At 33.7% G+C, this 23,574-nt stretch carries 20 protein-coding genes; 4 read left to right on the top strand and 16 right to left on the bottom strand.

Annotated elements, in window-relative coordinates; all coding sequences use genetic code 11:
- Positions 1 to 93 precede the first annotated feature (93 nt).
- Complete coding sequence (locus tag H3R29_RS06330; RefSeq protein ID WP_198202817.1) at positions 94 to 579, bottom strand: prolyl-tRNA synthetase associated domain-containing protein; 486 nt, start codon at positions 577 to 579, stop codon at positions 94 to 96.
- A gap of 96 nt (positions 580 to 675) precedes the next feature.
- A complete protein-coding gene (locus H3R29_RS06325) occupies positions 676 to 1,023 on the bottom strand; it encodes a GIY-YIG nuclease family protein (RefSeq protein WP_198202816.1) in 348 nt (115 codons plus the stop codon).
- A gap of 597 nt (positions 1,024 to 1,620) precedes the next feature.
- On the opposite strand from H3R29_RS06325, the gene H3R29_RS06320 reads away from it, so the two are divergent.
- A complete protein-coding gene (locus H3R29_RS06320; RefSeq protein ID WP_198202815.1) occupies positions 1,621 to 2,829 on the top strand; it encodes a hypothetical protein in 1,209 nt (402 codons plus the stop codon).
- On the opposite strand, the gene H3R29_RS06315 is transcribed toward H3R29_RS06320, so the two are convergent.
- Entirely contained in the window at positions 2,815 to 4,917 is a 2,103-nt protein-coding gene (locus tag H3R29_RS06315) for a DNA methyltransferase (RefSeq protein ID WP_198202814.1), read from the bottom strand. The two genes, H3R29_RS06320 and H3R29_RS06315, sit on opposite strands and share 15 nt — an antisense overlap.
- Before the next feature lie 11 nt (positions 4,918 to 4,928).
- Entirely contained in the window at positions 4,929 to 5,117 is a 189-nt protein-coding gene (locus tag H3R29_RS06310; RefSeq protein WP_198202813.1) for an AlpA family transcriptional regulator, read from the bottom strand.
- Positions 5,118 to 5,378: 261 nt separating this feature from the next.
- Between H3R29_RS06310 and H3R29_RS06305 the strand changes: the two genes are divergently transcribed.
- On the top strand, positions 5,379 to 5,813 hold the full coding sequence (locus H3R29_RS06305) for a LytTR family DNA-binding domain-containing protein (protein WP_198202812.1): 435 nt from the start codon (positions 5,379 to 5,381) through the stop codon (positions 5,811 to 5,813).
- The gene (locus H3R29_RS06300) at positions 5,810 to 6,268 is read left to right on the top strand and encodes a DUF3021 domain-containing protein (protein ID WP_198202811.1); all 459 of its coding nucleotides are present in this window, start codon (positions 5,810 to 5,812) and stop codon (positions 6,266 to 6,268) included. Before H3R29_RS06305 ends, H3R29_RS06300 begins: the two co-directional genes overlap by 4 nt.
- 130 nt (positions 6,269 to 6,398) lie before the next feature.
- On the opposite strand, the gene H3R29_RS06295 is transcribed toward H3R29_RS06300, so the two are convergent.
- The 5 genes from H3R29_RS06295 to rlmD form a co-directional block, all read right to left on the bottom strand.
- Positions 6,399 to 6,764: a TIGR02328 family protein gene (locus H3R29_RS06295; RefSeq protein ID WP_198202810.1), complete on the bottom strand. Its 366-nt coding sequence runs from the start codon at positions 6,762 to 6,764 to the stop codon at positions 6,399 to 6,401.
- Positions 6,765 to 6,920: 156 nt separating this feature from the next.
- The gene (locus tag H3R29_RS06290) at positions 6,921 to 9,104 is read right to left on the bottom strand and encodes an AlwI family type II restriction endonuclease (RefSeq protein WP_198202809.1); all 2,184 of its coding nucleotides are present in this window, start codon (positions 9,102 to 9,104) and stop codon (positions 6,921 to 6,923) included.
- On the bottom strand, positions 9,073 to 9,987 hold the full coding sequence (locus tag H3R29_RS06285; RefSeq protein WP_198202808.1) for a Dam family site-specific DNA-(adenine-N6)-methyltransferase: 915 nt from the start codon (positions 9,985 to 9,987) through the stop codon (positions 9,073 to 9,075). The genes H3R29_RS06290 and H3R29_RS06285 overlap by 32 nt, the downstream gene beginning before the upstream one ends.
- Before the next feature lies 1 nt (position 9,988).
- On the bottom strand, positions 9,989 to 11,122 hold the full coding sequence (locus H3R29_RS06280; RefSeq protein WP_370567389.1) for a DNA adenine methylase: 1,134 nt from the start codon (positions 11,120 to 11,122) through the stop codon (positions 9,989 to 9,991).
- A gap of 475 nt (positions 11,123 to 11,597) precedes the next feature.
- On the bottom strand, positions 11,598 to 12,950 hold the full coding sequence (rlmD, locus tag H3R29_RS06275) for a 23S rRNA (uracil(1939)-C(5))-methyltransferase RlmD (protein ID WP_198202807.1): 1,353 nt from the start codon (positions 12,948 to 12,950) through the stop codon (positions 11,598 to 11,600).
- Between the two features lie 173 nt (positions 12,951 to 13,123).
- Here rlmD and H3R29_RS06270 point away from each other — a divergent pair, with 173 nt between their 5' ends.
- Positions 13,124 to 13,834: a Bax inhibitor-1/YccA family protein gene (locus H3R29_RS06270; protein WP_198202806.1), complete on the top strand. Its 711-nt coding sequence runs from the start codon at positions 13,124 to 13,126 to the stop codon at positions 13,832 to 13,834.
- 67 nt (positions 13,835 to 13,901) lie between these two features.
- Here H3R29_RS06270 and H3R29_RS06265 read toward each other — a convergent pair whose 3' ends face one another.
- Genes H3R29_RS06265 through pcrA form a run of 7 tightly spaced genes read right to left on the bottom strand, consistent with a single transcriptional unit; the run spans position 13,902 to position 23,496 of the window.
- Positions 13,902 to 14,822 (bottom strand): diacylglycerol kinase family lipid kinase, encoded by a 921-nt coding sequence (locus H3R29_RS06265; protein ID WP_046324530.1) that lies wholly within the window; start codon positions 14,820 to 14,822, stop codon positions 13,902 to 13,904.
- A 30-nt stretch (positions 14,823 to 14,852) separates the two neighbouring features.
- Complete coding sequence (gene gatB, locus H3R29_RS06260) at positions 14,853 to 16,283, bottom strand: Asp-tRNA(Asn)/Glu-tRNA(Gln) amidotransferase subunit GatB (RefSeq protein WP_198202805.1); 1,431 nt, start codon at positions 16,281 to 16,283, stop codon at positions 14,853 to 14,855.
- A gap of 3 nt (positions 16,284 to 16,286) precedes the next feature.
- Positions 16,287 to 17,726, bottom strand: a complete 1,440-nt coding sequence (gene gatA, locus H3R29_RS06255) for an Asp-tRNA(Asn)/Glu-tRNA(Gln) amidotransferase subunit GatA (RefSeq protein ID WP_198202804.1) — start codon at positions 17,724 to 17,726, stop codon at positions 16,287 to 16,289.
- Positions 17,726 to 18,028 carry an Asp-tRNA(Asn)/Glu-tRNA(Gln) amidotransferase subunit GatC gene (gatC, locus tag H3R29_RS06250; protein WP_198202803.1) on the bottom strand — a complete coding sequence of 101 codons (303 nt, stop codon included), beginning with the start codon at positions 18,026 to 18,028 and terminating at the stop codon, positions 17,726 to 17,728. The genes gatA and gatC overlap by 1 nt, the downstream gene beginning before the upstream one ends.
- 14 nt (positions 18,029 to 18,042) lie before the next feature.
- Positions 18,043 to 19,182 (bottom strand): CamS family sex pheromone protein, encoded by a 1,140-nt coding sequence (locus H3R29_RS06245; RefSeq protein WP_198202802.1) that lies wholly within the window; start codon positions 19,180 to 19,182, stop codon positions 18,043 to 18,045.
- A gap of 13 nt (positions 19,183 to 19,195) precedes the next feature.
- On the bottom strand, positions 19,196 to 21,208 hold the full coding sequence (gene ligA, locus H3R29_RS06240) for an NAD-dependent DNA ligase LigA (RefSeq protein WP_198202801.1): 2,013 nt from the start codon (positions 21,206 to 21,208) through the stop codon (positions 19,196 to 19,198).
- A gap of 44 nt (positions 21,209 to 21,252) precedes the next feature.
- Complete coding sequence (gene pcrA, locus H3R29_RS06235) at positions 21,253 to 23,496, bottom strand: DNA helicase PcrA (protein ID WP_198202800.1); 2,244 nt, start codon at positions 23,494 to 23,496, stop codon at positions 21,253 to 21,255.
- Positions 23,497 to 23,574 lie beyond the last annotated feature (78 nt).

Here is a 23,574-nt window from a genome sequence, read left to right as displayed (position 1 = left end):
AAATATATACAAACAAATAGCCTGTATGTCTTTAACCTAAAAAAGACGCAAATTGCTAATTTGCGTCTTAATATTCAGCAGTTATTGTTTGGGCTACATTTTCACTACTTTAACGGGGTTGCCCAAGTCCTTTATGACTTTAAGCAAATCTTGCGGCTTCAACCAAATAGTAGCTGTATTGTCGTTGGGATGAACAGCGATTCTAGGCTGGTCACTAAAATATGAATCTAAGTAAAAGGGGATTTCGTGGTGAGAGTTATTTAACAACCCCAAAGGTGTGACGGAACCTGGTTCCAAATCCATTTTTTCTTTCAAATCTTGCGGTGAGGCAAAACTAAGTCTGCGAGTGCCATTTTCTTCACGAAATTGCTGTAAGTTGACTCTTTTATCGCCCTTAATCGTCAAAAGATAGTAGTTACGTTTCTTGTCATCCCTCACAAACAGGTTTTTAGCATCTGCTTCAGGATGCGGCAGAGCAATCTTTTCCATTTCTGCCATATTATAAACAGCTGGATGCTCCATTATTTCATATTTAATTCCAAGTTGATCTAAGTATTGTAATGTCTCGTTTTTGTTCATTTTATTTTATCTTAAAAAAATTCTAGCAGTAGGTCTCCTCTTTTTTATGCGGCTCCACTATATTCTTTTGAATAGGTCGTCAAATTCTTCGGAATCTTAATATTTATTCTGTTCATTAAAACGGCGATTATTTAATCTTGTAACAGCCGAAACAATGCTTAGATACTGCATAAGCCTATTTTCAATATCCAGTGTCATAGATTTATTAAAGTGCTCTTGTCCTACGACATACATTTTTGTATCAGTTGAATGTTTAAAATTCGCAAAGTCGGCTCTAATTTTGGAGTCTTCACCTAGATACTCAATCATTCTTCTTTGAATATCATTAGTTTCGCCAACATAAACTGAATATTCCTTGTTTCCCGAAATTTTTGAATTAAAAATGTAGGCGGTTGTATATTCTTTTAGTAATTTTTGCCAATTTATTAATTTTATATTCTTCATGAATTTTATTTTCAAGTTTATTAGCACTTTCGACATCGTATTTGTGTCAAAATTATAGAGTCTTTAATTGTATCTTCTGCCAAAACTATTCTCCTAAATTTTACTCAGTTTTTAAACAAGATATAAACGAACAATTATTTTAAATTATAGAATACTTGCACAATTTGAATGCTAAACAAACTAACTAATAAAAATTTATGTTATTTATCATTATTCATCTTCATCAAATTTACTTCATGTTAATCAAAAATATATATTTTTTTAGTCATTTAAAATCCAATGAAAACTGCTTTTTATTGTCTTTATCAAGGCATTATAAGAAGACTATAGTACTTGAGCTATTATTTTTTCATTTGGTTATTCATTTCATTTAAGTACCATTCAAAAATAAAATTATAACTAGTTTTTTCTTTTCAATTAACCACCATAGTATTGTCTTTAAATCTATTTTTACTTAAAATAATACTACATTAATTCTTATATAGGTGATAATATAAGAATGTATATAAAGATAGATATAAAATTTAAACACTGATGATTATAAGTAACAAATTTTTCAATCATACAGGTAAGTTAAATAGATAAGGAGATCAAGTTATGCACAATATTAACAATCTAAAAAAAGAAGGTTTAGAAATCTTAAAAAGTTCTTTAAATCCCGACCAAAAAAAAACAATTGAAACTAAGTTTAAGAATATCTCTGAAAAAACAGGTCAATATTATGTACCAGATACATTGTTTCAAAACAGAACAAGTAGAACTAATAGATGCTTGATTCCATTTGACCATATATGTGCTGCTAATATAACATATAATGAATTAAAAACAATTGATAATGGTGTTGTAGTGGAATTCGTAAACAATGACTATTTCGATCAATTATCACTGAGCAGTAACAAACAAAATAATGTTTTCAAAAAATTAAAAAATAAACTTGGATCTGACGATAGTGTATCAGCAATTATTGATATACGTAGTACTGGTTCTTCATCTTCTCAAACTCAAAGATCAGCATATAATACGTTAAAAAATTGGCTATATTGTAATAAACTCAAAGAAAAAGATGTTTTGCTACAAAGAAAAAAAGGTGTTAAGTATTCAAATAAGGGAAATGACAAGTGGAAGGGCTTTCTATATTACAACATAAAAGGAGGACAACAAGTTAGCATAGATTCTCACGAGAACAATGGCATAAATCAAAATGATGTTCGATTATTTAATCCTTCAGTAGAATATGCACGAAAAGATGTTTCAGATGATATTACTTTAGTACTTACATACTTTGCTTTCTTTTCTATCTCCAAAAAAGACAGAAATATTAAAATAAAAGTTTCACAGAAAACTAATAAGACAATAGACTGGCTGGAGGTTAAAACTGAATATGAGAATTACTTCAAAACAAGACTATATAGAGGATACTCTTTATATGAATATGTGACAACCCACATCTCACTAAATTTAGTAAAAGATACATTGATGGATCCAATACAATTAGAACCTATTAACATTGAAGATTTTACAAAAAAAGAACGGAAAGAAGATAATGAAGATGCAGTTGATATCGCTCATCAAAGCTCAGTCATGAATCATAATTATATTTGGGACCCAAAATTAAATGTACTGCTTACACCAGCAAGACCGACTAACCTTTTTTGGTCAAAGCACGTATCTAATATGATGCAACAAAATTATTCATTAAAAGAATTTATTGTAAGTCAAATAAACTCAATGGATAATAAAAAGAGTAGTTGGACAACATACATGAACAGTTTAAGTAAACCAATGGCCATTTTACAACAATTTTAGCAAGTCGTTTGATGAGTTATAAATACGATCTAAAGCTAATTTGTAATATTTTAAGTCTAATTCAAATCCTAGACTTAAATATCCTTCTTCATTTAAGGCTATAATCGTTGTTCCGCTTCCTAAAAAGGGGTCTATAACATATTCATTGGTCTTCACGAAAGGAATTATTAATTTTGCAATATCCTTTGGATAAGGAGCCGTGTGACCTAAAATATTTTCACCTTTCGAATTAATTTTTTTAACTGGTTCTATACGCTTTATACTTGTTGGAATTAACTCTTTATCATACGCTTTCGAAAATATGAAACAATGCTCAAACGCATTAATTGGCTTAACATATCCTGAAAAATGGTTAGGTGTTGAGTTCCTTTTACTTTGGACTTCCCCCTTGTCCCAAATAATATTACCAATTGTTTTAAAGCCAACTATTTCAAAAATGGCAATTGAAAAGAACCCAAGCATTTGCCGTCTTTTCGACATGTTAGATCTAATATAAATATTGTCCTGGCCAACTACATCCCCAATATTATAAATATAGGTACCCTTTTTATTTAATTGTAGGAAAACCGCTTTAGCATTAGACATCATATCCACCAAATAACATATTAAATTTGGCCATTGTGAATATTCTCTGGCATTGTAATACGGTGGAGAAGTTATAGCTCCATTTATGTTTTTAATATTTGTTTTTTTATTTATTAAAGGTATTAAATCTGTTGAATCACCATTAAAAATATATGATGATTCAATTTTTTCATAATTCTTAAAATTAAAATTATTAGGATAAATCAAGCAATTATTTATACTTTTCAGAAGCCTAATTAATGGTAAATTATTGTACTGATCTTTATTTGTAAATTTAGTAAACTTGCTTTCTATCACGTCTCTTTTTTTATAACTAAAATGTTTATTAGTGACTTTAGAATTTATTAATTCAATACTATCTCCTTCCCATGAATATAATAGAATTAACTTGTTAATAGTAATTTCCTTTTCGCTTATAACATCCCTTCTAAATGCAGTATATGTCTCATCATCAATATAATCATTACTTGAATTCCTATCTAACATTATCTGTCGCTTTGCGCTGTAAAAATCATAACGCTTACCGCGTCCAATTTTACTTCTCGCAGGGCATGATGGATTTTTACATTCAAAACTTTTATATAGAACTCGAGAATAGGAATTACCACGAACATCATCTTGAAAGCATTCGGGACATCTTTTTGGCTTTTCATCTAACTCTACCTTCTGCATAACCAAAACTTTTATTTTTCCATTGGAACTCACAAGCAAATCTTCGAATTGAAAGCCATATGCTACACCATTGTAAAAATTTTCTATTTCTTTACACAAATCTGCAGTCAGATTAACATGCTTATTTTTTAATAGAAAATCTTTTAATTCATCTATTCTTTTATTTTTATTTTTATTTTCGTAAACTTTAAATTTATACTCTTTTTTAAACTGCTCCATAAAAATGGCAACTTTTGAAATAGTACTCCAATCCGTTGTATTATATTTTCCATCTTTAAAAATAATAATAGCATGGTGATAATTTGATAGATTTTTATATTTTTCCTTTATAATTTCAGAAATATTATCTGCGGTATAACCGTAATCAGCGTTAACCTCTATAATTAAAAGTTGCTTTTTCCCTAGTTGTTCTTCATGAATATAATCTAAATATTTTTTTGTAATATTTTTTTGATTCTGTAAAAATATTTTTTTTGTCCTAGCAACTAAAGAAGCAATCATTGTTTGCTTGTTTCTTTCAAATCCGATTCCGATTAAACTATATGCTTTTTTATATTCTTCATCCGTAACTTTCTGATTATATTTTTTAAAATTATGATTTAAATTGACCGGATATCCAATCAAATAATTTCGTATTTTTTCTTTTTGTAGAGAATTAATCTGAAGATTCTCTTCTCTTTTAATATTGTTTATAATGCTTGTGATCTTTCCATCTAATACTCGAGATACATCAATAGCTAATTTATCCATGCTGTTATTATTTAGTTTAAAATCAATTCTATTTTTTTCCATATTTTTGTTTAATAATGTAATAATTTCTGATTTTTTCATAAAGTTTCCTTTTAGAGCTTACTTTGACCACTTTTAACCCAATTATCAATTTCTGAAATTTTGAATTTCCATTTTTTTCCTATTTTATGGGCCGGAATATTACTAGGTTTTTTTATCCAATTTCTAATAGTATCTTTACTTACTCCCAAATATTGTGACAATTCATCGATTCCTATCCATCTATCACTTAATGTATTCATTTTTATTTTTTCTCTCCATGACATAATAAAATATTATATCTTTTATTTTTAAAAATTCAAGTTTTATATGATTTTATATGAATTAATATGAAATATTGAGAGTGCTTTTTAAAATATCCTTACTTTTACAATTAAAAGCTAAATTTTAGCCAGGAAGACAAATTTTGTAACCATTAATGACATTTATTTCACCATTTGCAGTAATCTGGGATAAAAGTGAAATTCATCTACTATACTTATTAACAGAAAGGAGTGCCAGGAATGAAAATTAATTGTCACATCGATCCTAATATTAGCGAAGAACACGGTGAATTATGGATCAAAAAAATGACACCAGCAATTAATGAACTTTTGCAAAAATTAGCACAGTCAGAAAATTCATTATGGTGCCATTATCAATCTCAAATTTATCCGATTAATTTTGAAGACATTTATTCACTTGAAGTTGCTAATAGAGATATTAATGTTTATACAGAAAAGCAGCAACTTACATATAATGATCGTTTATCAAATTTGAAAGCAGATCTACCGAACTATTTTATTGAAGCTTCACGCAGCGCTATATTTAATTATCAACACATCGATCATCTTGAATTACTTAATAATGGGTTAATCGATGTGGTTCTGACTAATAAGCATCGCGTACAAATATCAAGAAGAAATATTAAGAACCTGAAAGAGAGGTTAGGAATATGAAAAACACAAAGAGATTTATCAATTATTTGTTTAATTTTGCCGTTAGAGGCATCTTCATTGGCTTAATGATTTCTATTTTTTGCAGTTATGCGTCACATAGCTCAGTTTACGTTCCATCCAGTCCATCTTTTACGACAAAATTTAGTAATTTGCTCAATGCTTTTAGCGTCTCAATTATTCTCTGGGCGATTACTGGAATGTTTTTCGGTCTTGGCAGTTTTATCTTTACTATTAATCAATGGTCATTATTAAAGAAGACGGTTATAAATTTCTTTACCTACTATTTTGGGTTTGTTCTTTTAGCCCTTTTAGCTGGTTGGGTTTCGTTAAACTTGATTAACTTAACAAAATTTACTGTAATTTTCGTCATCATCTACTTAATTTGCTGGTATTATAATTACCATAAAATTGCAAAGGAAATTGCAAGTATTAATCATAAAATCAAAACAAAGTAATCTAATTGCAATGGCAAAAAGTTGAGCATTCATATCAAAGTGCTCAACTTTTTACTTGTGTTTCTTAAAAAAGATATTTAGGAAAATATCATCATTCAATGTTAATCTTCGGCTTTTTAGTAAACTAAACTCAATATAAATCTATTCCTTTTCGGTGCAAATTATCTAAGCAACTTTGTAAATAAGCATCATCATGTTCTGGATAAATTGGATCAGTCCACGGAATAGCTGGTAAACTATCATACTTAAGACAATATTGTCCTCTATAATAAGGATCAAACCATTTAGCATCTGGATGATAATGGCGCCGTTGCATTTCAGCTAATACTAACAAATGAAATTGATACAATTTATATGGTGAATACTGAAAAACATAGTTAACAGTAGAATGTGGTTTGCCCCAGCCACGTCCACGCAAAGCAGCAATTTCTCGATGTTGCCCTAATAACTGCTGCCTTGGCAATCGCCAAATTAAATCTTGATGCCATAATCTCATGATTTTTCTTTATTCTCCTGAATTAAGAATTTGAATGTCCAGAATACATAATAAAAAAGGAGTCGAAATACAAATTAAAGTTGAAAACTAACTTTATTAATAAAACAAATATTTTTTATAATCGGTTTTATCAAATAAACTTATGAATGAGACCTATCAATTTAATTTTTTAAATGATTTTCTAATAATCTCTTTTCGCCAATTAGTATTAAATTGCTTTTTTTTCAATGAAGTATATGACTCATCTATTGCTTTTATTAATCTCTCTGAGCTGAAATTGTCATCTTTACTAAATGCAATAAAATCATCAATTTGTAGAGGCATAATTTTAACAACAGATTTCGTAAATTTTCCAGGTTGATTAGATGATTCTAATGGTAAAATTGCAGCTGCACGCCAAATATTTATCGTGTTGTTATCAAGTTCATTCGCTAAGAACAAAGTTGTAGACGGTTTATGAGAATCGATAGAAAGGTTAACTGAATGTCGTAAAACTGGTTCCCATTCACCACGTTTTTGTGCTTGCTTATTCATCAACGTAACTTCTAACATTAATATAGAATTTTTATAATTAATAACAATATCACCATTTCCACCAGCTGCATGAGTTAAGGGCAAAAAATTAGAATCAAACGTTAGCCGAAATGAATTCATTAAGCGATATCTTTCATCTGAAAGATAATACCATGCAAGTCCAGAAATATACTCAAAAATTGTTGGAATATCAGCTTGCTTTGTAACACTATTTTTTATCTTTTCATCATTATCTCTATTTTTAAACATATAAAGAAGTTTAAATACTTTATCTTTTGGAAAAGTATTCTTAATAAATTGTTTAAACTCTTTAGCTTTCATGTCATCAAGATGCTTATCAAGATCATCACTAGTTTTAAGCTTATATTTTTTTATGACACAATCTATTTGTTTCTTAACATCTTCATCGGATATTTTTAATATTTTAGTCAAAGAATTTAATTTACCAAAAGGACTTGATGCATTATATTCATAATGTCCAAAAAATCCAGAATTTAGGATATCTTTTCGCAAATTGTCAATAATTTTTTTATTTTTAAATAAATCTTGAAATCTGATAGAAACAATGCCTGACTTAGTTTTAAACAATCCGGTGGCCTCAAGTACATATTTTGTTTCACTTATGTTTTCCTTCAGTCTATCCGTTATTTTTGATTCAATAAAACGGTCATAAAATACCTGATTTAATTTACAAAACGTACTACAATTAATTAATTCATTGTTACTATTTTTGGTCATAAACTCTTCACACTTCATTTTAGACCAAATTTTAAAAATGGATCTTCCTTGGCCAAAAGCTTTTTTTAAAATAGTTTTATTCTTGGATTTTGAAAATAACTGTATAATATTTTTAAAAAAAGTTTTCTGATCAATGTGTTTCGATACAAATTTACAAAGGATTTCGTAAAAGGAAAAATATATATTAGTAACTGATGATGATTTTCCGTTAGTAAAAATTTTTTCGAAGTCTTTACGAGTAATCTGGTTATCTCCAATTTGCTTAATACTTTTTTTCCCACCATTATCAATACTTGCATTCTTAATAAGATAACGATTTAAGTCTTTAAATCCACCTTTTTTCAACTTTTTTTCAATATCAGTGAATTTATAATTTTTAGCTGGAGAAATCAATTGAACAAGTTTCATAAAATTATTAACATTATAAATATCTTTGTCATTAAAATCACTTAATATTAAATATAATGCAAATTTACCAGGACTATAATAACGATTACCTTCTTTATTAAAAATCCGCACTTTGAGAATTTGGCGCAGCATTATTAAATTATCAGTCGATAATTTTAAAGTCTTTTCAAACAGGTCTAAATCAGCTTTTGAAGGGTCAAGCAGAGCTTTTCCTGTTGGTGTTAGTTCACGATTACTATCGACAAATCCCATATTACTTAATGAATTAGTATAGTGTCGAGCACGAGATTCAATTCCATTATCTAGAATAGTTCCTAAAGTATAAACTTTACCATTTTTACCTTTATAAACTTCCTCCTTAAAATTTAATGACGAATCAAATGAAAGGAATTTTTTATAAATATCTGGATTTTCTTTAAAATATTTTTCTAAATGATCAAATTGCGGATGTACTTTAAATGTATCAAAAGAGTCTTTAATTGCACGTTGGTAAAATATATATTGATTTAATGAGTTTGGATAAGCAGCCCAAGGATTATCTGAATTAATTTTAAGATCTTCAATTATACATAAATAAGTTTTATAAGCATTTAAAATATCTCTCCTTCGTCCATTTGTATCATATAAGTTAAAAATTTGTTCGGTAGATTGTAGTTTCATAGTTGGTAATTAATACCTCCTTACTGGAAGATCGTTTTGTATGGTAATTTGAATTTTTAAATGAATTTGAAATTCTATTTATATTATACTTATTCCCCCAATTCAACAATTTACTATTTTGTTTTCCTTTATGTTCTAAAACATTGCTAAGGGCAAATTTTGCCCCTTTTTTGTCAACTTTGTCTAAATAATGAAAAAGATCTTGATCATCCTTTGCACTCCAGCCACCTGTTTCGTTATAAGTCGCTGTTGCTATCGAATATGGAGGGTCAGCATATACAAAATCTCCTTTAGTAATTTCAATGTCACGAAAATCTTTAGATATCACATATGGTGAAATCTTTTTCCATACATAAGTAAAATCATGAAGTTTTTTTCTCATATTGACATTAAAATCACGTTTACCAACAGGATTATTGAAAAAACCATTTTTATTGAACCGAATTTGATTATTAAAACCAAAAATAATTAAAGCATATAAATATAAAGGTCCTAGATTTGAAAATTGTAAACTATTATTATAGTCAGTCCGTAATCTCATATAACCACACTTATTAATTGCGGCAAGACCTTTTGAAGAAGAAGTTTTGTAGAATTCGTATCCAAAAGCCATTGTATTAGATAAATCATAATGCCTAATAATCTTATCAATTGATTGTTCAATAAATATTGTTGAATTATTATCAATAAAACGAATAAGATCTACTAATTGCTTGTTATTATCATTAAAAATATAACGATCAGCCCTATGATAATTAAGCGTAACAACACCACTTCCACCAAATAAATCAACCATTGTGTCACTTTGAGTCGGAAACAATGGTATCAGCTGATTCATAATGCGATATTTTCCACCAGTATAATTGAGAAATGATTTAATCATATTACTTTTCCACCCGTAACAAATATAATAATTCCTGGTGATTTTTTATATTAGATTTGCCAGAAGAAAATGGTTTAAAATTCTGAGTAAATATTCTAATTTTCCCACGTTTACTCAGCGAATTAATAATCTCACTTTGTGATATTTTTGCATTTGATCTTCCTGAACCTTTCTGATCCATATTATTGAAAGAAACTAATATATACTTTGCATTAATATGACGAATTAAATCGTCAAAAGCTTTAGGCGCACTAACTAAATTATATTTACTTTTACGATCTTTACGATCAACACTCTTTCTAGCAACACCAACTACTTCGGGTTTATTCCAGTCTGCAATGTTTTCTAAAACGTGATATGTATCTACATATTGTCGTGAATTATATGGGGTATCAATGTAAATCAAATCAGCATATATATGACGAACTAGCTTATTAGCATCCTCTTTAAAAATTTGACTGTTGGAATGATTAATTAGTGGCATTTTAAAAGAAACTTTATCAAAAGAATCCATTTTTTTACGATACGAATCATAGTGACCAACTGTATTAGCTACTTTATCACTACCATAAATTATTGACGTAATAAGAGCAGCATATTCTCGTTTGCTAAATTCATTTTTATTATCCTCAACCCACTGACGCGCGCTACCAATTTTGTCAGCATTACCTATACTAAAATATTTACCACCATAAGTTTTTTCTAGATACCCATCTCCATAGCCCCGAATAGAATTCATCTTTTCAAGAGCACTTCTTATATGATTCAAGTTAATTTGTTCATTACCAAAAAACGTTTGATAAATCAAATAATTTGAATGTAGGATATCATTGATAATAACATGTTTACCTTCACTAGCAAACATATCGGCAACAACGCCTGTTCCACCAAAAATATCAGCAACAGATTTTATTCCTTTTGTGTTGTTAGATACAACTTTATTGATAAAAGATAATAATTTTTCTTTCGAACCAAGATATCGACGATTTTGAATTTCGAATTCATTTTTTTCCTTTAATTTCAAGTCATTAATTTTATATTTTTTCCAAAAGAAATTTCCTTCTTCTCGTTTAGTCATAGGAATACAACTTTGTCTTGAATTATCTCTTTGTTTTTGAAACTTATTTATTGACACCAATTATGCCTCACCTCTATTTTATATCTAATAAAATAATTCTACCGCTTTAATTTATTAACTCTTATTAATCTGGTAATGCTATAAACATACTATAAAAAATCTACTAATTTTTTCCAAAAACTATTTATGGTTTTCAAGTTTCATAATTCTAACGCAGATTATATAAAAAAATTCGAAACAATTTCAAATTTTATAATTATTATTAATTAAATAAATTTATTTTTAGTATTTATAGTACCAAAATTCTATTAATATATAAACCTGCAAGTATAATTTAATAATATACTTATTAAATTATAAAAATTATAGTATTTATATTTTTACTATTATTAACTTTTAAAATGCAAATCATTATGGCCATTAGTCTTAAAAATCTTAATCGTTGCTTAATTTATTAAGTTTTAATCATTTTCAAACTCAGCAACGTTGTGATTTTTATAGTTTTTAATATATTAATTCAATACTTTAGTACTCATTTCCTAGTCCGTTCCAGTACCGTCACTGCTTCAACATGTGGCGTTTGTGGAAACATATCAACGGGGTCGATTTGATTAAAGGTATAGCCTTCATTCATAAATTCCTGCAAATCACGAATCATGGTTGCAGGATTGCATGAGATATAAACAATTTTCTTCGGACTAGTTTTTACTGCTGCTTCAATAAATTCTGGTGTCAATCCTTTGCGTGGTGGGTCAACAAAGATGACATCAGCTTTCATCCCCTTAGCAGCCCATCTTGGCATCACTTCTTCTGCCTTACCGGTCACATATTTCGCATTATTGATACCATTCAGTTTGGCATTATTATTGGCATCTTTCACCGCGTCAGACACGCTTTCAATTCCGCGAACAGATTTAACGTGTTTAGCAACGCTTAAACCAATAGTTCCAATACCAGAATAAGCATCAATCACAATATCATCAGGCTGTAAATCAGCTTTTTTAATAGCTAAATCATATAAGCGGGGAGTTTGCAGTGAATTGATTTGAAAGAAACTTTCAGGGGAAATCTTAAACTTAACATCACCTATTTTGTCTGTAATTTGTGGCTTACCAAAGATTAAGTAATCAACTTTACCTAAAATCACGTTGGTCTTCTTCGGGTTATAGTTCAAGACTAGGCTAGTTACGCCATCGATTTGTTTAATTGCCTCTGCTACTTTAGGTAGTTGCGGAAAATCCTTGTGCAGGCAAACCAAGATGACCATAATTTCGCCGGTGGCTTTACTACGGCGAACGTCCAAGTACCTGACTTCACCTTGATTATGAATTTCATCGTATGCTGGGACATGATATTGTCTTAAAATGTCACGCACAGCGACTAAAACGCGGTCAATTTCAGGATCAGTAGTAAAGAAATTGGTCAGAGGCACCAAATCGTGCGAATGTTTTCTGAAAAAGCCAATTTCAAGCTGGCCTTTAACTTCACGCACTGGCACCTGTGCCTTATTACGGTAGCCAGTTTGTTCTGGACTAGGCAAAGTCTCGCCTACTTTTACATCATCTAAATGTGCTTTCTGCAGTAAATTTACTACTTGATTACGTTTAAATTCCAGCTGCTTATCGTATTTGATGTGTGCTAAAGATGCTAAGCCTGTTTGAACCCACTGGTTAAGTTTAATGTTAACCCGGTCAGGACTTTCCTTGATAATTTGTTCAATTTTAGCAAAAGCAAAGTGCTTTTTGACTTTTAAAATCTTAGCTTCTACCGTTTCTCCCGGTAAAGCATTATTGACAAATACTGTCATGCCCTCATAATGAGCTACTCCCATAGCTTCATATGATAAATCTGTAATTTCAAGTTTGATAATTTGATTCTTTTCCATATTTTGTCCTTTTTTACAAACACTAATTAATATCTCTATTTTACTAAAAATCCCAGCAAAAGTAATGCAGATACTGGTTTCTTAATATTGGATTAATTTCAACTTTATCCCTTCACACTTATTGTTGTCTGTGTTACTTTTATTACTAATAACTTAAAGAAAGGACGTTTTTCATGAATAATTATGATACTAATTCAGATAGGCGCCAAATCCACACCATCTCCGAAACCAATACTTTTTTAACTAAAATGTATGCTTTGATGGCCGGCGCGGTACTTATTTCTGCATTAGCAGCCTACTTAACAATGACTGTTTTCAGAAGCGCTGTGATGAACATGCCAGTGGCCATGATGTGGCTCATTTTATTTGTCCCATTTGGCTTATCAATGGGTATTAGTTTTAAAGCTGACCGCAATCCAGTTGCCAGTTTAGTGATGTTAACGATATTATCAGCAATTTACGGTTTTGAATTTGCCTTAATTGCAGGCTTTTATACCGGTACGCAAATCACTTCTGCCTTCGTTTCAGCGGCAGCGGTGTTCATTGCCATGGCTTTATTTGGCACTTTTACTAAAAGAGATATGACCAACTGGAATTCTTACCTGAGTGCTGCTTTACTTGGCTTTGTTGTTGCCTGGATAGTTAATATGTTTTTACGTAACCCGGCCGTTACTTATGTCTTCTCATTTATTGGTGTCATTCTTTTCACCGGCTTAGTTGCCAGTGATGCCAACAAAATGAAAGCCATTTACACTAATTATGGTGATCAAGTTTCAACCAACGGTTTAGCAGTTCTGGGTGCATTACAACTCTACCTTGATTTCATTAACATTTTTATGTTTTTAATAGAAATCTTTGGTGGCAGTGGCAACAGTCGCAACTAATAGATTTTGTTACTAAACTAAAGAAGCAATTACTCGTGAAAGTAATTGCTTCTTTTTTGTGCTTTATTTATTCACCAACGAAAAATTCAATTCGTTGTTGTAAATTTTTAAAAGTAACAGGACAATAATCACCAATTTCACCATCAAGGTTAACCGGCAATTTTTCGCCTTTGCTTTTACCCATTAGTTCAATCTTTAAACTACGCGTCTTAGTATAAATAATGTCAGGATCATCAACGTGTTTGCCGTTTAAAGCTAAAGCCATTAATTTTAACAACTTTACTGGTTCAGACGGCTTGACAATTATTAATTGAAACAAGCCATCACTTAGTTCAGCATCAGGCATAATTTGTTCAAAGCCACCGATAGAATTGGTCATTCCGAGCAATAACATTGAAAGTTTGCCCTCGTATACGCCCTCATCATAGGTAAGACGAAGTTCGTTTTCAGTAAGATGAGGCAGCATTTCCGCACCCTTAATTAAGTAGGCAGTATAGCCAAGTGCAGACTTTACTTCTGATGGAACTCCATAAGTTAATTCAGTCAATGAACCACAAGCCGCAATATTAACAAAATACTGAATATCTTTGGCAAAAGTTGCCTCACCAATATCCATTTTACGGGTTTTATTTTTGAGAATAACTTTTGTCGCTTCGGCAATATCATCTCGCGGGATATGCAGAGCACGAGCATAATCGTTAGTAGTACCGGCAGGAATAATTGCCATCTTTGGTCTTTTTTCCAAATTCGCAATGCCGTTGACCACTTCATTAATGGTGCCATCACCGCCGGCGGCAACAATCAAATCAAAGCCTTCATTAGCTACCCGAGTTGCTTCTTTTTGAGCACTTTGCTTTTCTGGCTTAGTTCTAAATGCACTTGCCTCATACCCAGCTTGTTCCAAAACGTCCAATATATCCGCGACATTTTTAGGCATCTGTTCGTGACCAGATACAGGATTATAGATCAATCTTGCTTTTTCAGTCATAATTTCTACCCTTATTACTTCAAAAATTACTTAACGCTTCTGCAATTCTTCATTCAGCAACTTATTAATTACCTTTGGATTGGCCTTGCCCCTGGTTTGTTTCATCAACTGACCAACCAGATAACCAATTGCACGATCCTTACCGTTCTTGAAGTCTTCTACCGATTGTGGGTTGTTATCAACAACTTCTTTAACCATAGGTGCCAAGACACTGGTATCAGATAACTGCACCATACCTTTGTCTTCAACGTATTTTTTAGGATCAGTACCGTTAGCAATTGTCTCTGCAAAGACCTTTTTAGCTATCTTAGAAGAAATCGTGCCATCTTTAATCAACTTAATCATGGCAGCCAAATGCTCTGGTGTCAACTTAATATCAGCAAGTTCAACTCGATTATCATTCAAATAGCCATTAACCTGAGTGTTCATCCAGTTAGCAGCAAGTTGCGGATCAGCTCCAGCAGCAACCGTTTGATCAAAGAAGTCTGAACTTTCTTTGGTTTGCAGAAGAACATTTGCATCATATTCTTTCAGACCAAATTTATTCACATATTGGTTGTAACGTTCTTCAGCTGAACGCGGCAAAGTTGACTTGATTTCATCAATCCACTCTTGACTGATATGATCAGGTGCGATATCAGGTTCAGGGAAGTAGCGGTAATCTGCATCGCCTTCTTTGACACGTTCCAAAACAGTTTTACCAGTTGCTTCATCAAAACGGCGAGTAGAAAGTTGCACGCGACCACCAGAAAGGAGAACTTGCGCTTGCCTTTTTTCTTCATATGCCAAAGACTTACGCACGTGTTCAAAAGAGTTCAAGTTCTTCATTTCAACTTTGGTACCCAGCTCCTTTTGCCCGGCAGGTCTAATGGAAATGTTGGTATCAACACGCATTGATCCCTCTTCCATCTTAACGTCGGAAGCACCGGTAAATTGCACTATCTTACGCAATTTTTCAAGGTAAGCATAGCCTTCATCAGGATCTGCAATTTCGGGCTCAGAAACAACTTCAAGTAAAGGAACACCCTGCCGGTTTAAGTCAACATAGGAATACCCGTTTGTACCGTGAGTATTTTTACCGGCATCTTCCTCGATGTGCATTTCATGAATTCCAATACGCTTTTTCTTACCGTGAGATTCAATTTCAACGTAGCCATCACGAGCTAGTGGTTGGAAAAACTGGGTAATTTGATAAGCCTTAGGACTATCAGGGTAATAATAATTTTTCCGGTCAAAATGAGTTGTTGGCAAAATATGAGCATGTGTGGCCAATGCCACCATAATACCTAGGCGATAAACGTCTTTGTTAACGTAAGGTAAAACACCCGGCATTGCCCAATCAATGACATTTGTTTCCGTGTTGGGCTTTGCACCATAACTTACTGGCGAAGGTGAAAAAATCTTACTTTTAGTTTTTAATTCAAAGTGAACTTCGAACCCAATCGTTGATTTAAAATTCATCAGTTAATCCTCCATTCCAGTTGGCGTTTTTTCATAAAACTTATTAGTTCTTTCAATAAAGTCAGCAACTTGGAAAATGCTGCCTTCATCAAACCGTTTGGCCATAATCTGCAGTCCTACAGGCATCCCGTCAACTAAACCAGCAGGCACGCTGGCAGCAGGAATTCCTGCTAAGTTGGCTGAAATTGTCAAGATATCATTATTGTACATTTTAATCGGGTCAGAAATTTCACTACCGATGCCAAAAGCAGGCGTGGTAGTAGTTGGACCAACAATAACGTCATTCTCAGCGAAAATCTGATCGAATTCGTCACAAATTAACGTTCTCACTTTAGCAGCTTGTCTAAAGAAACGGTCATAAGAGCCAGCTGAAAGAGCAAAGGAACCCAGCATAATCCGACGTTTAACTTCTTCGCCAAAGCCTTCTGAACGAGACTTAACGTAAACATCTAATAGATTCTTAGTATCTTGAGCACGGTAGCCGTAACGAATACCATCAAATCTTTGCAAGTTTGATGAAGCCTCACTTGAAGCAATAATGTAATAGTCTGGAACTACATACTTGGTTAAAGGCAAAGATACCTCAGTAATGATTGCTCCAGCATTTTCCAAAGCATCAATTTGTTCTTGAATTGCCTTGCGCATATCGCCATCAACTGCAGCCATATATTCTTTAACTACCGCTACATGCATCCCCTTTACATCTTGACCAATATACTTGGTAAAATCAGGCACTGCTCTAGTCGAAAGAGTGGAATCATGGTCGTCACTACCCGCAATCACGTTTAAAACTTCAGCTGAAGTTTTTGCTCGTTTACTCATCACGCCGATTTCATCTAAAGAAGAGGCAAAAGCAATTAAGCCCCAACGAGAAACTCGACCGTATGTTGGCTTGATACCAAAAATGCCGTTAAATGCGGAAGGCTGTCTGATCGAACCGCCAGTGTCTGAACCTAAAGCAGCAACGACTTGCCCAGAAGCAACAGCAACAGCTGAACCACCGGAAGAGCCACCCGGTACTTTGTCCAAATTCCACGGATTATGGGTGATGCCAAAGTATGAATGTTCCGTAGAAGAACCCATCGCAAACTCATCCATGTTGGTTTTACCCACAAAAGTTACCTGCGCTTTTTTCAATCTTTCAATAACAGTCGCATCATATACCGGAATATAATTATCCAAAATATGACTGGCAGCCGTGGTTTTAACACCATCAGTTATGATGTTATCTTTAATGGCAATTGGAATACCAGCAAGTTTATTGTGAGCAAAGTCTAAATCACTTTGAGGCTTTGCATCTTCTTGAACAGTAATCCAGGCATTCAACTTGTCATCTGTCTTTTTAATATTATCAATTGTATCTTGCGCTAATTTGTCGGCTGACAAAGTCTTGTGGGCAAGTTTTTCATTTAAAGAGTCAATATCTTCATTTAAGTAATTCATTACTCGTCCTCATCCTTATTTATAATTACCGGAACCTTAATGAAGCCATTGGCCTGTTCAGGAACATTTTTCATTAATTCAGCTCGATCTTGCCAGTGTTCAGGCTTGTCTTCTCTGAAAACCGTATCGCGATCAACAACCTGAACGGTTTCTTTCACACCAGCGGTATTAACTTCTGATAATTGATCAGCCATATTAATAATTGAACTCATTTGTTCAGTTACTTTGCCGATATCTTTTTCATCAATCTCAAGCCGCGACAAAGTCGCAACGTGTTTAATTGTATCTTCTGTAATTTCCACGCAAATATACCTCCTTATTCGCCACCATAAATATGGACTTGATAACTACTATCCCCTGTTTCTTTAGCAACTAAAGCCTGGATGTCGTTAACGGAACCAATCTTAATTTCGATGGGCACGTTATTAGCCAAATACTTCTTTGCGGTTGATAAAACCAGCCTGGTAAAACTTTGAATTTGCTCATACCCATAAAACTGGGTAGTAATTGTAATATTTTCTTGAGCTAACTTACCATTTTCATATCGTAAAGTTGCTGTTACACCACTGATATTAGGGAAATAATTTTGAATAGATTCTTTAAAACTATTGAAACTGGAAGCATCACTGCTATTAATTGCTTTTTTACCACCAACCGTTGGTAAAACTTCCGCTTGAGTATTAATAGTTTTCCATTTAGTTATTTTACTACTATTAGCGGCCGCTGTCCCGCTCAAAAAGTAAGTTCCAGCCACTAAAGAATCCTTACTTTCTTTAGCAAAAAGCCCAACCGTAATTGGAATGTTCTTTAAGGCTTTCTTTTTCCGCAAACGAGCCACTACTTTTTGGGCCACTGCTTGCCCGTATTGCTTTTGCTGCGTACGTGAAATTTGTGCCTGGTATTCAGGACCATCTTTTTTCTTTTGATAATAGTCAATTGAATTAAGAGCAAGCCCAATACTAATACCACCTATGTGGTAATTTGAACCGGATCCCGTCAAAAAATCTTGTTCAATTATTTCTTCTAAATAAATTGGCTGGTAATTTTTCTTAGTCCCTATTTTGGGATTAAGACCAGTGGAATTTGACTTTGACTTTCGCCGCAGCCATTGATTGGCTACAGTGGCAGAAATGTACTGGCCTTCCTGAAAGACATATGAATTTGTTGAATAAACGCCTTTAGAAATCTGGACCAAGCCTCGTTCTAATTCTCTGGTGTCAACAGAATTATCATTATCAGTCGCTGTCAAACCAGATATTGGACTTGTTACATAATGCCCGTTTTTAAGCAAAACGGTATACCCATTATTACCAGTATCGGTAGTTTGATATGTTTTAGGACTTGAATTCGATGATGTTTTAGCGTTATTCGCCAAGTTGGAATTTTTCAAGTTGCCGCAAGCCGTCAAACTCAATGACATTCCCAAAAGCGTTAATATTTGCAAGTATTTTTTCACTTTAAAAGTTCCTTTATTTAACTTGAGCAATTGCTTCTTCCTCAGTCAATAATGGTACACCGAGCTTCTGCGCTTTGGTGTATTTGGAACCAGCGTCCTGACCATAAATTACATAATCGGTTTTTCCAGAAACTGAACCAGTTACCTTAGCACCAAGTGATTGTAATTTCTTGGTAAATTCACTTCTAGTATAATGCGCCAGAGTTCCTGTTAAAACGACAGTTTTATCTTTAAAGTAATTGTCTGGAATTGCAGCAGTGTCTGCTGGCTCTGCACCCAGATAATCCATGTTCACACCACTATTTTTAAGTTCATTAACTAGATCTTTAACTTCATCTTGAGCAAAATAAGTGGTTAAAGATTCTGCAATTGTCATTCCTATTGTAGCGATAGCAGCTACATCTTGCACGTCTGCAGTTATAATCTTTGCCATATTTTTAAACTTTTGTGCAATTAATCTGGCAGCCTTTGCCCCGACATGATCAATTCCAAGTCCGGTTAATAACAACTCCACGGAATTTCTTTTTGAATTATTGATGGCGTTTAATAAATTGCTGATAGATTTATCTTTAAAATGATCCAGTTTTTCCAAGTCAGAAGCGGTTAAATGATACAAATCAGCTACATTATGAACTAAACCATTCTTAATTAACTGCCGCACAATCTTAGGCCCTAAGCCGTCAATATTCATAGCCGGTCTTGAAGCAAAATGAGTTATGCCCTCCTCGATCTGGGCAGGACAAGACGGATTAACGCAGCGCAGTGCTACTTCATCTTTTAGATGAATCAATTTTTCTCCACACGACGGGCAAGTCGTCGGAATCGGATAAGGTTGAGCATCCTTTGGCCTTTTAGCTAATACTACTTCTGAAATCTCGGGTATAATGTCACCTGCTTTATGTAACATAACGGTGTCGCCAATACGGACATCTTTTTGTTGCAATAAATCGGCGTTATGCAAAACAGCATGAGAAACTGTAGTACCAGCTAATTGGACAGGATCCATAATCGCAGTAGGCGTTACAACTCCAGTACGACCAACCGTCCACTTGATTTCATGAACCACAGTTTCCTGCTCTTCAGGAGGAAATTTATACGCTATTTCCCACCGTGGCACTTTGACGGTATTTCCCAGTTCTTGTTGTAAGTCCAAATCGTCAACTTTTAAAACAATCCCGTCAATCCCGTAATTCAGCGAATTTCTTTTAGCAGTATACTCGTCAATAAAAGCAAAAATATCGGCCATTTTTACAATTCTGCGCCCGGTTTGGTTAGTGTGAAAACCCAGCTGCGTCATTTTTTCTATGGCTTGGTGTTGACTGGTAATTTCTGCTGGCGGATTAACCCAGGTATAAATAAATGTACTTAAGTGCCGGTGTTTGGTAATACTTGCATCTAATTGCCGTAAAGAGCCGGCTGCAGCGTTGCGCGGATTGGCAAAAGTTGTTTCGCCGTTTTCATCACGTTCCGCATTGAGTTTAGCAAATGGTTCTTTACCCATGTAACATTCACCACGGACTTCTGTGGTCAATTTTGCGGGCAAGGTTTGCGGTATATCAGAAATATAGCGTGCATTAGGAGTAACATCTTCACCTACTTGACCATTTCCCCTGGTAGAAGCCCTGGTTAATTTACCGTCAGTATATTCTAAGGCAATAGACAGACCATCTATCTTTAATTCGACATTATAAGCAACTTCGTGACCTATTTGTTTTTGGACTCTGTCATCAAATTCCTGCAGTTCTTCTTTAGAAAAAACATCTCCCATTGATAACATTGGAATTTCATGAGTAACCTTAGTAAACTGATTGTCAATCTGTCCCCCTACTTTTTGAGTAATGGAATCTTGTGACACCAGCTGCGGAAATTCCTGCTCAAGTTCAACTAAACGATTATAGTTTTTATCGTACACATTATCTTCAACTTCAGGTGTGTCCTTTGTATAATAGGCATTTGCCCATTCGTCTAGTTTATCTCTTAGAGCTGCGACTTCTTTTCTGGCCTCATCAAGAGTTAAATCTGCCATTTTCTTCCTCCTGATTTAAAACTATTTTTTTATTTCTGCTTTTATTATACCTTTTTAATTGGTGCAAATGCTGCTAGAAGCCGCTTGATTCCTTTACCACTAAAAGCAATGTCAAGCTCCATATCTTCGCCCTTGCCGTTAACTTTAGTTACAACGCCTCTGCCCCAGGACTTATGCTCTACCTGGTCGCCGACATTCCAGCCTTTTTTCTCTGCTCCTACTGCACCAGCAGGTTTAACTTTGGGAGTATAAACTTGTGCACGTGCCCGTTCATCTCTATTAGCAAATGGTGCAGTTTCAGCTTGCAAGTTAGCACTAGTCAAAGTAATTGGAACGGAATTTTCAATATTCAGATCGTCTTGATCAATTTCTGCCAAAAATCTGGAAGGAGGATTATTTTGCATTCTGCCATACATCATACGTGAGTAGGCATTGGTTAAAAACAGTTCGCGCTTAGCTCGGGTAATACCCACATAAGCCAATCTGCGCTCTTCTTCCAGCTGATCATCTTCCATCAAAGCGCGTGACAAAGGAAAAAGTCCATCTTCCATTCCCACTAAAAAGACTACTGGGAATTCCAGCCCCTTTGCGGCGTGTAATGTCATTAACGCAACTTGATCATCATTATTGGCCAAATCATCTTGGTCACTTAAAAGAGAAACCTCGGACAAAAAGTCACTCAAAGCATTTTCAGCGTCATCATTTTCTTCATATTCATCGTCAAAACGCTTAGTAACAGACAAAAATTCATCCAGGTTTTCTAATCTAGTTTCTGCTTCAATTGTATGTTCAGCTTTCAAGGCAGCAGTATAGCCAAAGTCCTGCAGTATTTTTTCAGTCAGACCAGTAACTGTATGATCTTTAGCAAAATTAATCGCATCGCGTAGTTTAGCGCCAAAATCACTTAGTCTGGCGGCTGCCCGAGCAGTAACGCCCGACATACTAATGTGATCAAAGGCTTTTAAAATTGATAAATTGTTATCACGGGCAAAGTCCATAAAACGCCGCACACTAACTGGTCCAATACCGCGCTTAGGGGTGTTAATAATCCGGTTGAAACTCATGGAATCACTGGGATTAGCTACTAACTTTAAATAAGCCATAATATCCATGATTTCTTTTCTATCATAGAATTTATGCCCACCAACAATTTGGTAAGGAACATTTGACTTAACAAAGGACTCCTCAACTGTTCTGGATTGCGCATTAGTGCGGTATAATACCGCAAAATCGTGGTAAGAGCGCTTTTTCTCTTTTACCTCTTCTTGAATTTTGGCAATAATAAAGTGCGCTTCATCGTCGCCACTTTGGGCGCGATAATAAGTTACTTTTGCACCTTCACCTTGGTCCGTCCACAGCTTTTTGGCTTTGCGGTTACGATTATTCTTAATTACGGCATTAGCAGCTGCTAAAATATGGCCAGTTGAACGGTAATTTTGCTCCAGTTTGACAGTTTGCACGCCATCATCATGATAGTCCTGCTCAAAATTCATAATGTTTTCCATGTTGGCACCGCGCCAGCCATAGATTGACTGATCCGCATCACCGACAACACAGATATTTTTATATTGTGCAGCTAAAGCATGACACAGTTCGTATTGTGCCTGGTTGGTATCCTGGTATTCATCTACCAGTAAATAACGAAATTTATTTTGATAATAATGTAAAACTGTCGGAGCCTTTTTGAATAAGACCAGAGTTTGCATAATCAAATCATCAAAGTCCATAATTTGATCATTCTTTAGGCGTTTTTGATACTCCTGATACACTTGAGCAGTTATTTTTTCAAAAGGTGAGGCAGCGCTGGCTGAAAATGCATCTGGAGTAAGTAAATCATTTTTGCCATTGGAAATGGCAGACAAAATCCTCCGTGGTTCATACATTTTGGGATTAATATTTTGCTCTTTTTGGATATGTTTAATTAAAGTGAGCTGTTCAGCTGAATCAGCAATCGAAAAATTACCGCTATAACCAATTTTTTCGGCATCCCGTCTTAATATACGGACACAAAGAGCATGAAAAGTCGACATCCAGATACTGTCAGCCTGCTGGCCCAATAACTGATATTCACGCTCTTTCATTTCAGTAGCAGCTTTATTGGTAAAAGTAATAGCCAAAATATTCCAAGGCGCGATCCCTTTTTCAGCAACTAGATAGGCAATTCGCCGCGTTAGCACAGACGTTTTCCCGGAACCAGCTCCAGCAACGACTAATAAAGGCCCTTCTGTAATCTGTACTGCTTTTTTTTGCTGTGGATTTAAACCCTTTAAAATTGATTCTACGCTCATTCTGAATCCTCTCACCCCAAAATTTATAACTCTTCTATTGTACCAAAAATCGTAATTGTATTTGCTCCCCTGTGCATT

The sequence above is a fragment of the Lactobacillus sp. M0393 genome (genome assembly GCF_016102025.1).
GTDB classification, from domain to species: Bacteria; Bacillota; Bacilli; order Lactobacillales; family Lactobacillaceae; genus Lactobacillus; species Lactobacillus melliventris.
This window is presented reverse-complemented; position numbering and strand designations above follow the sequence as displayed.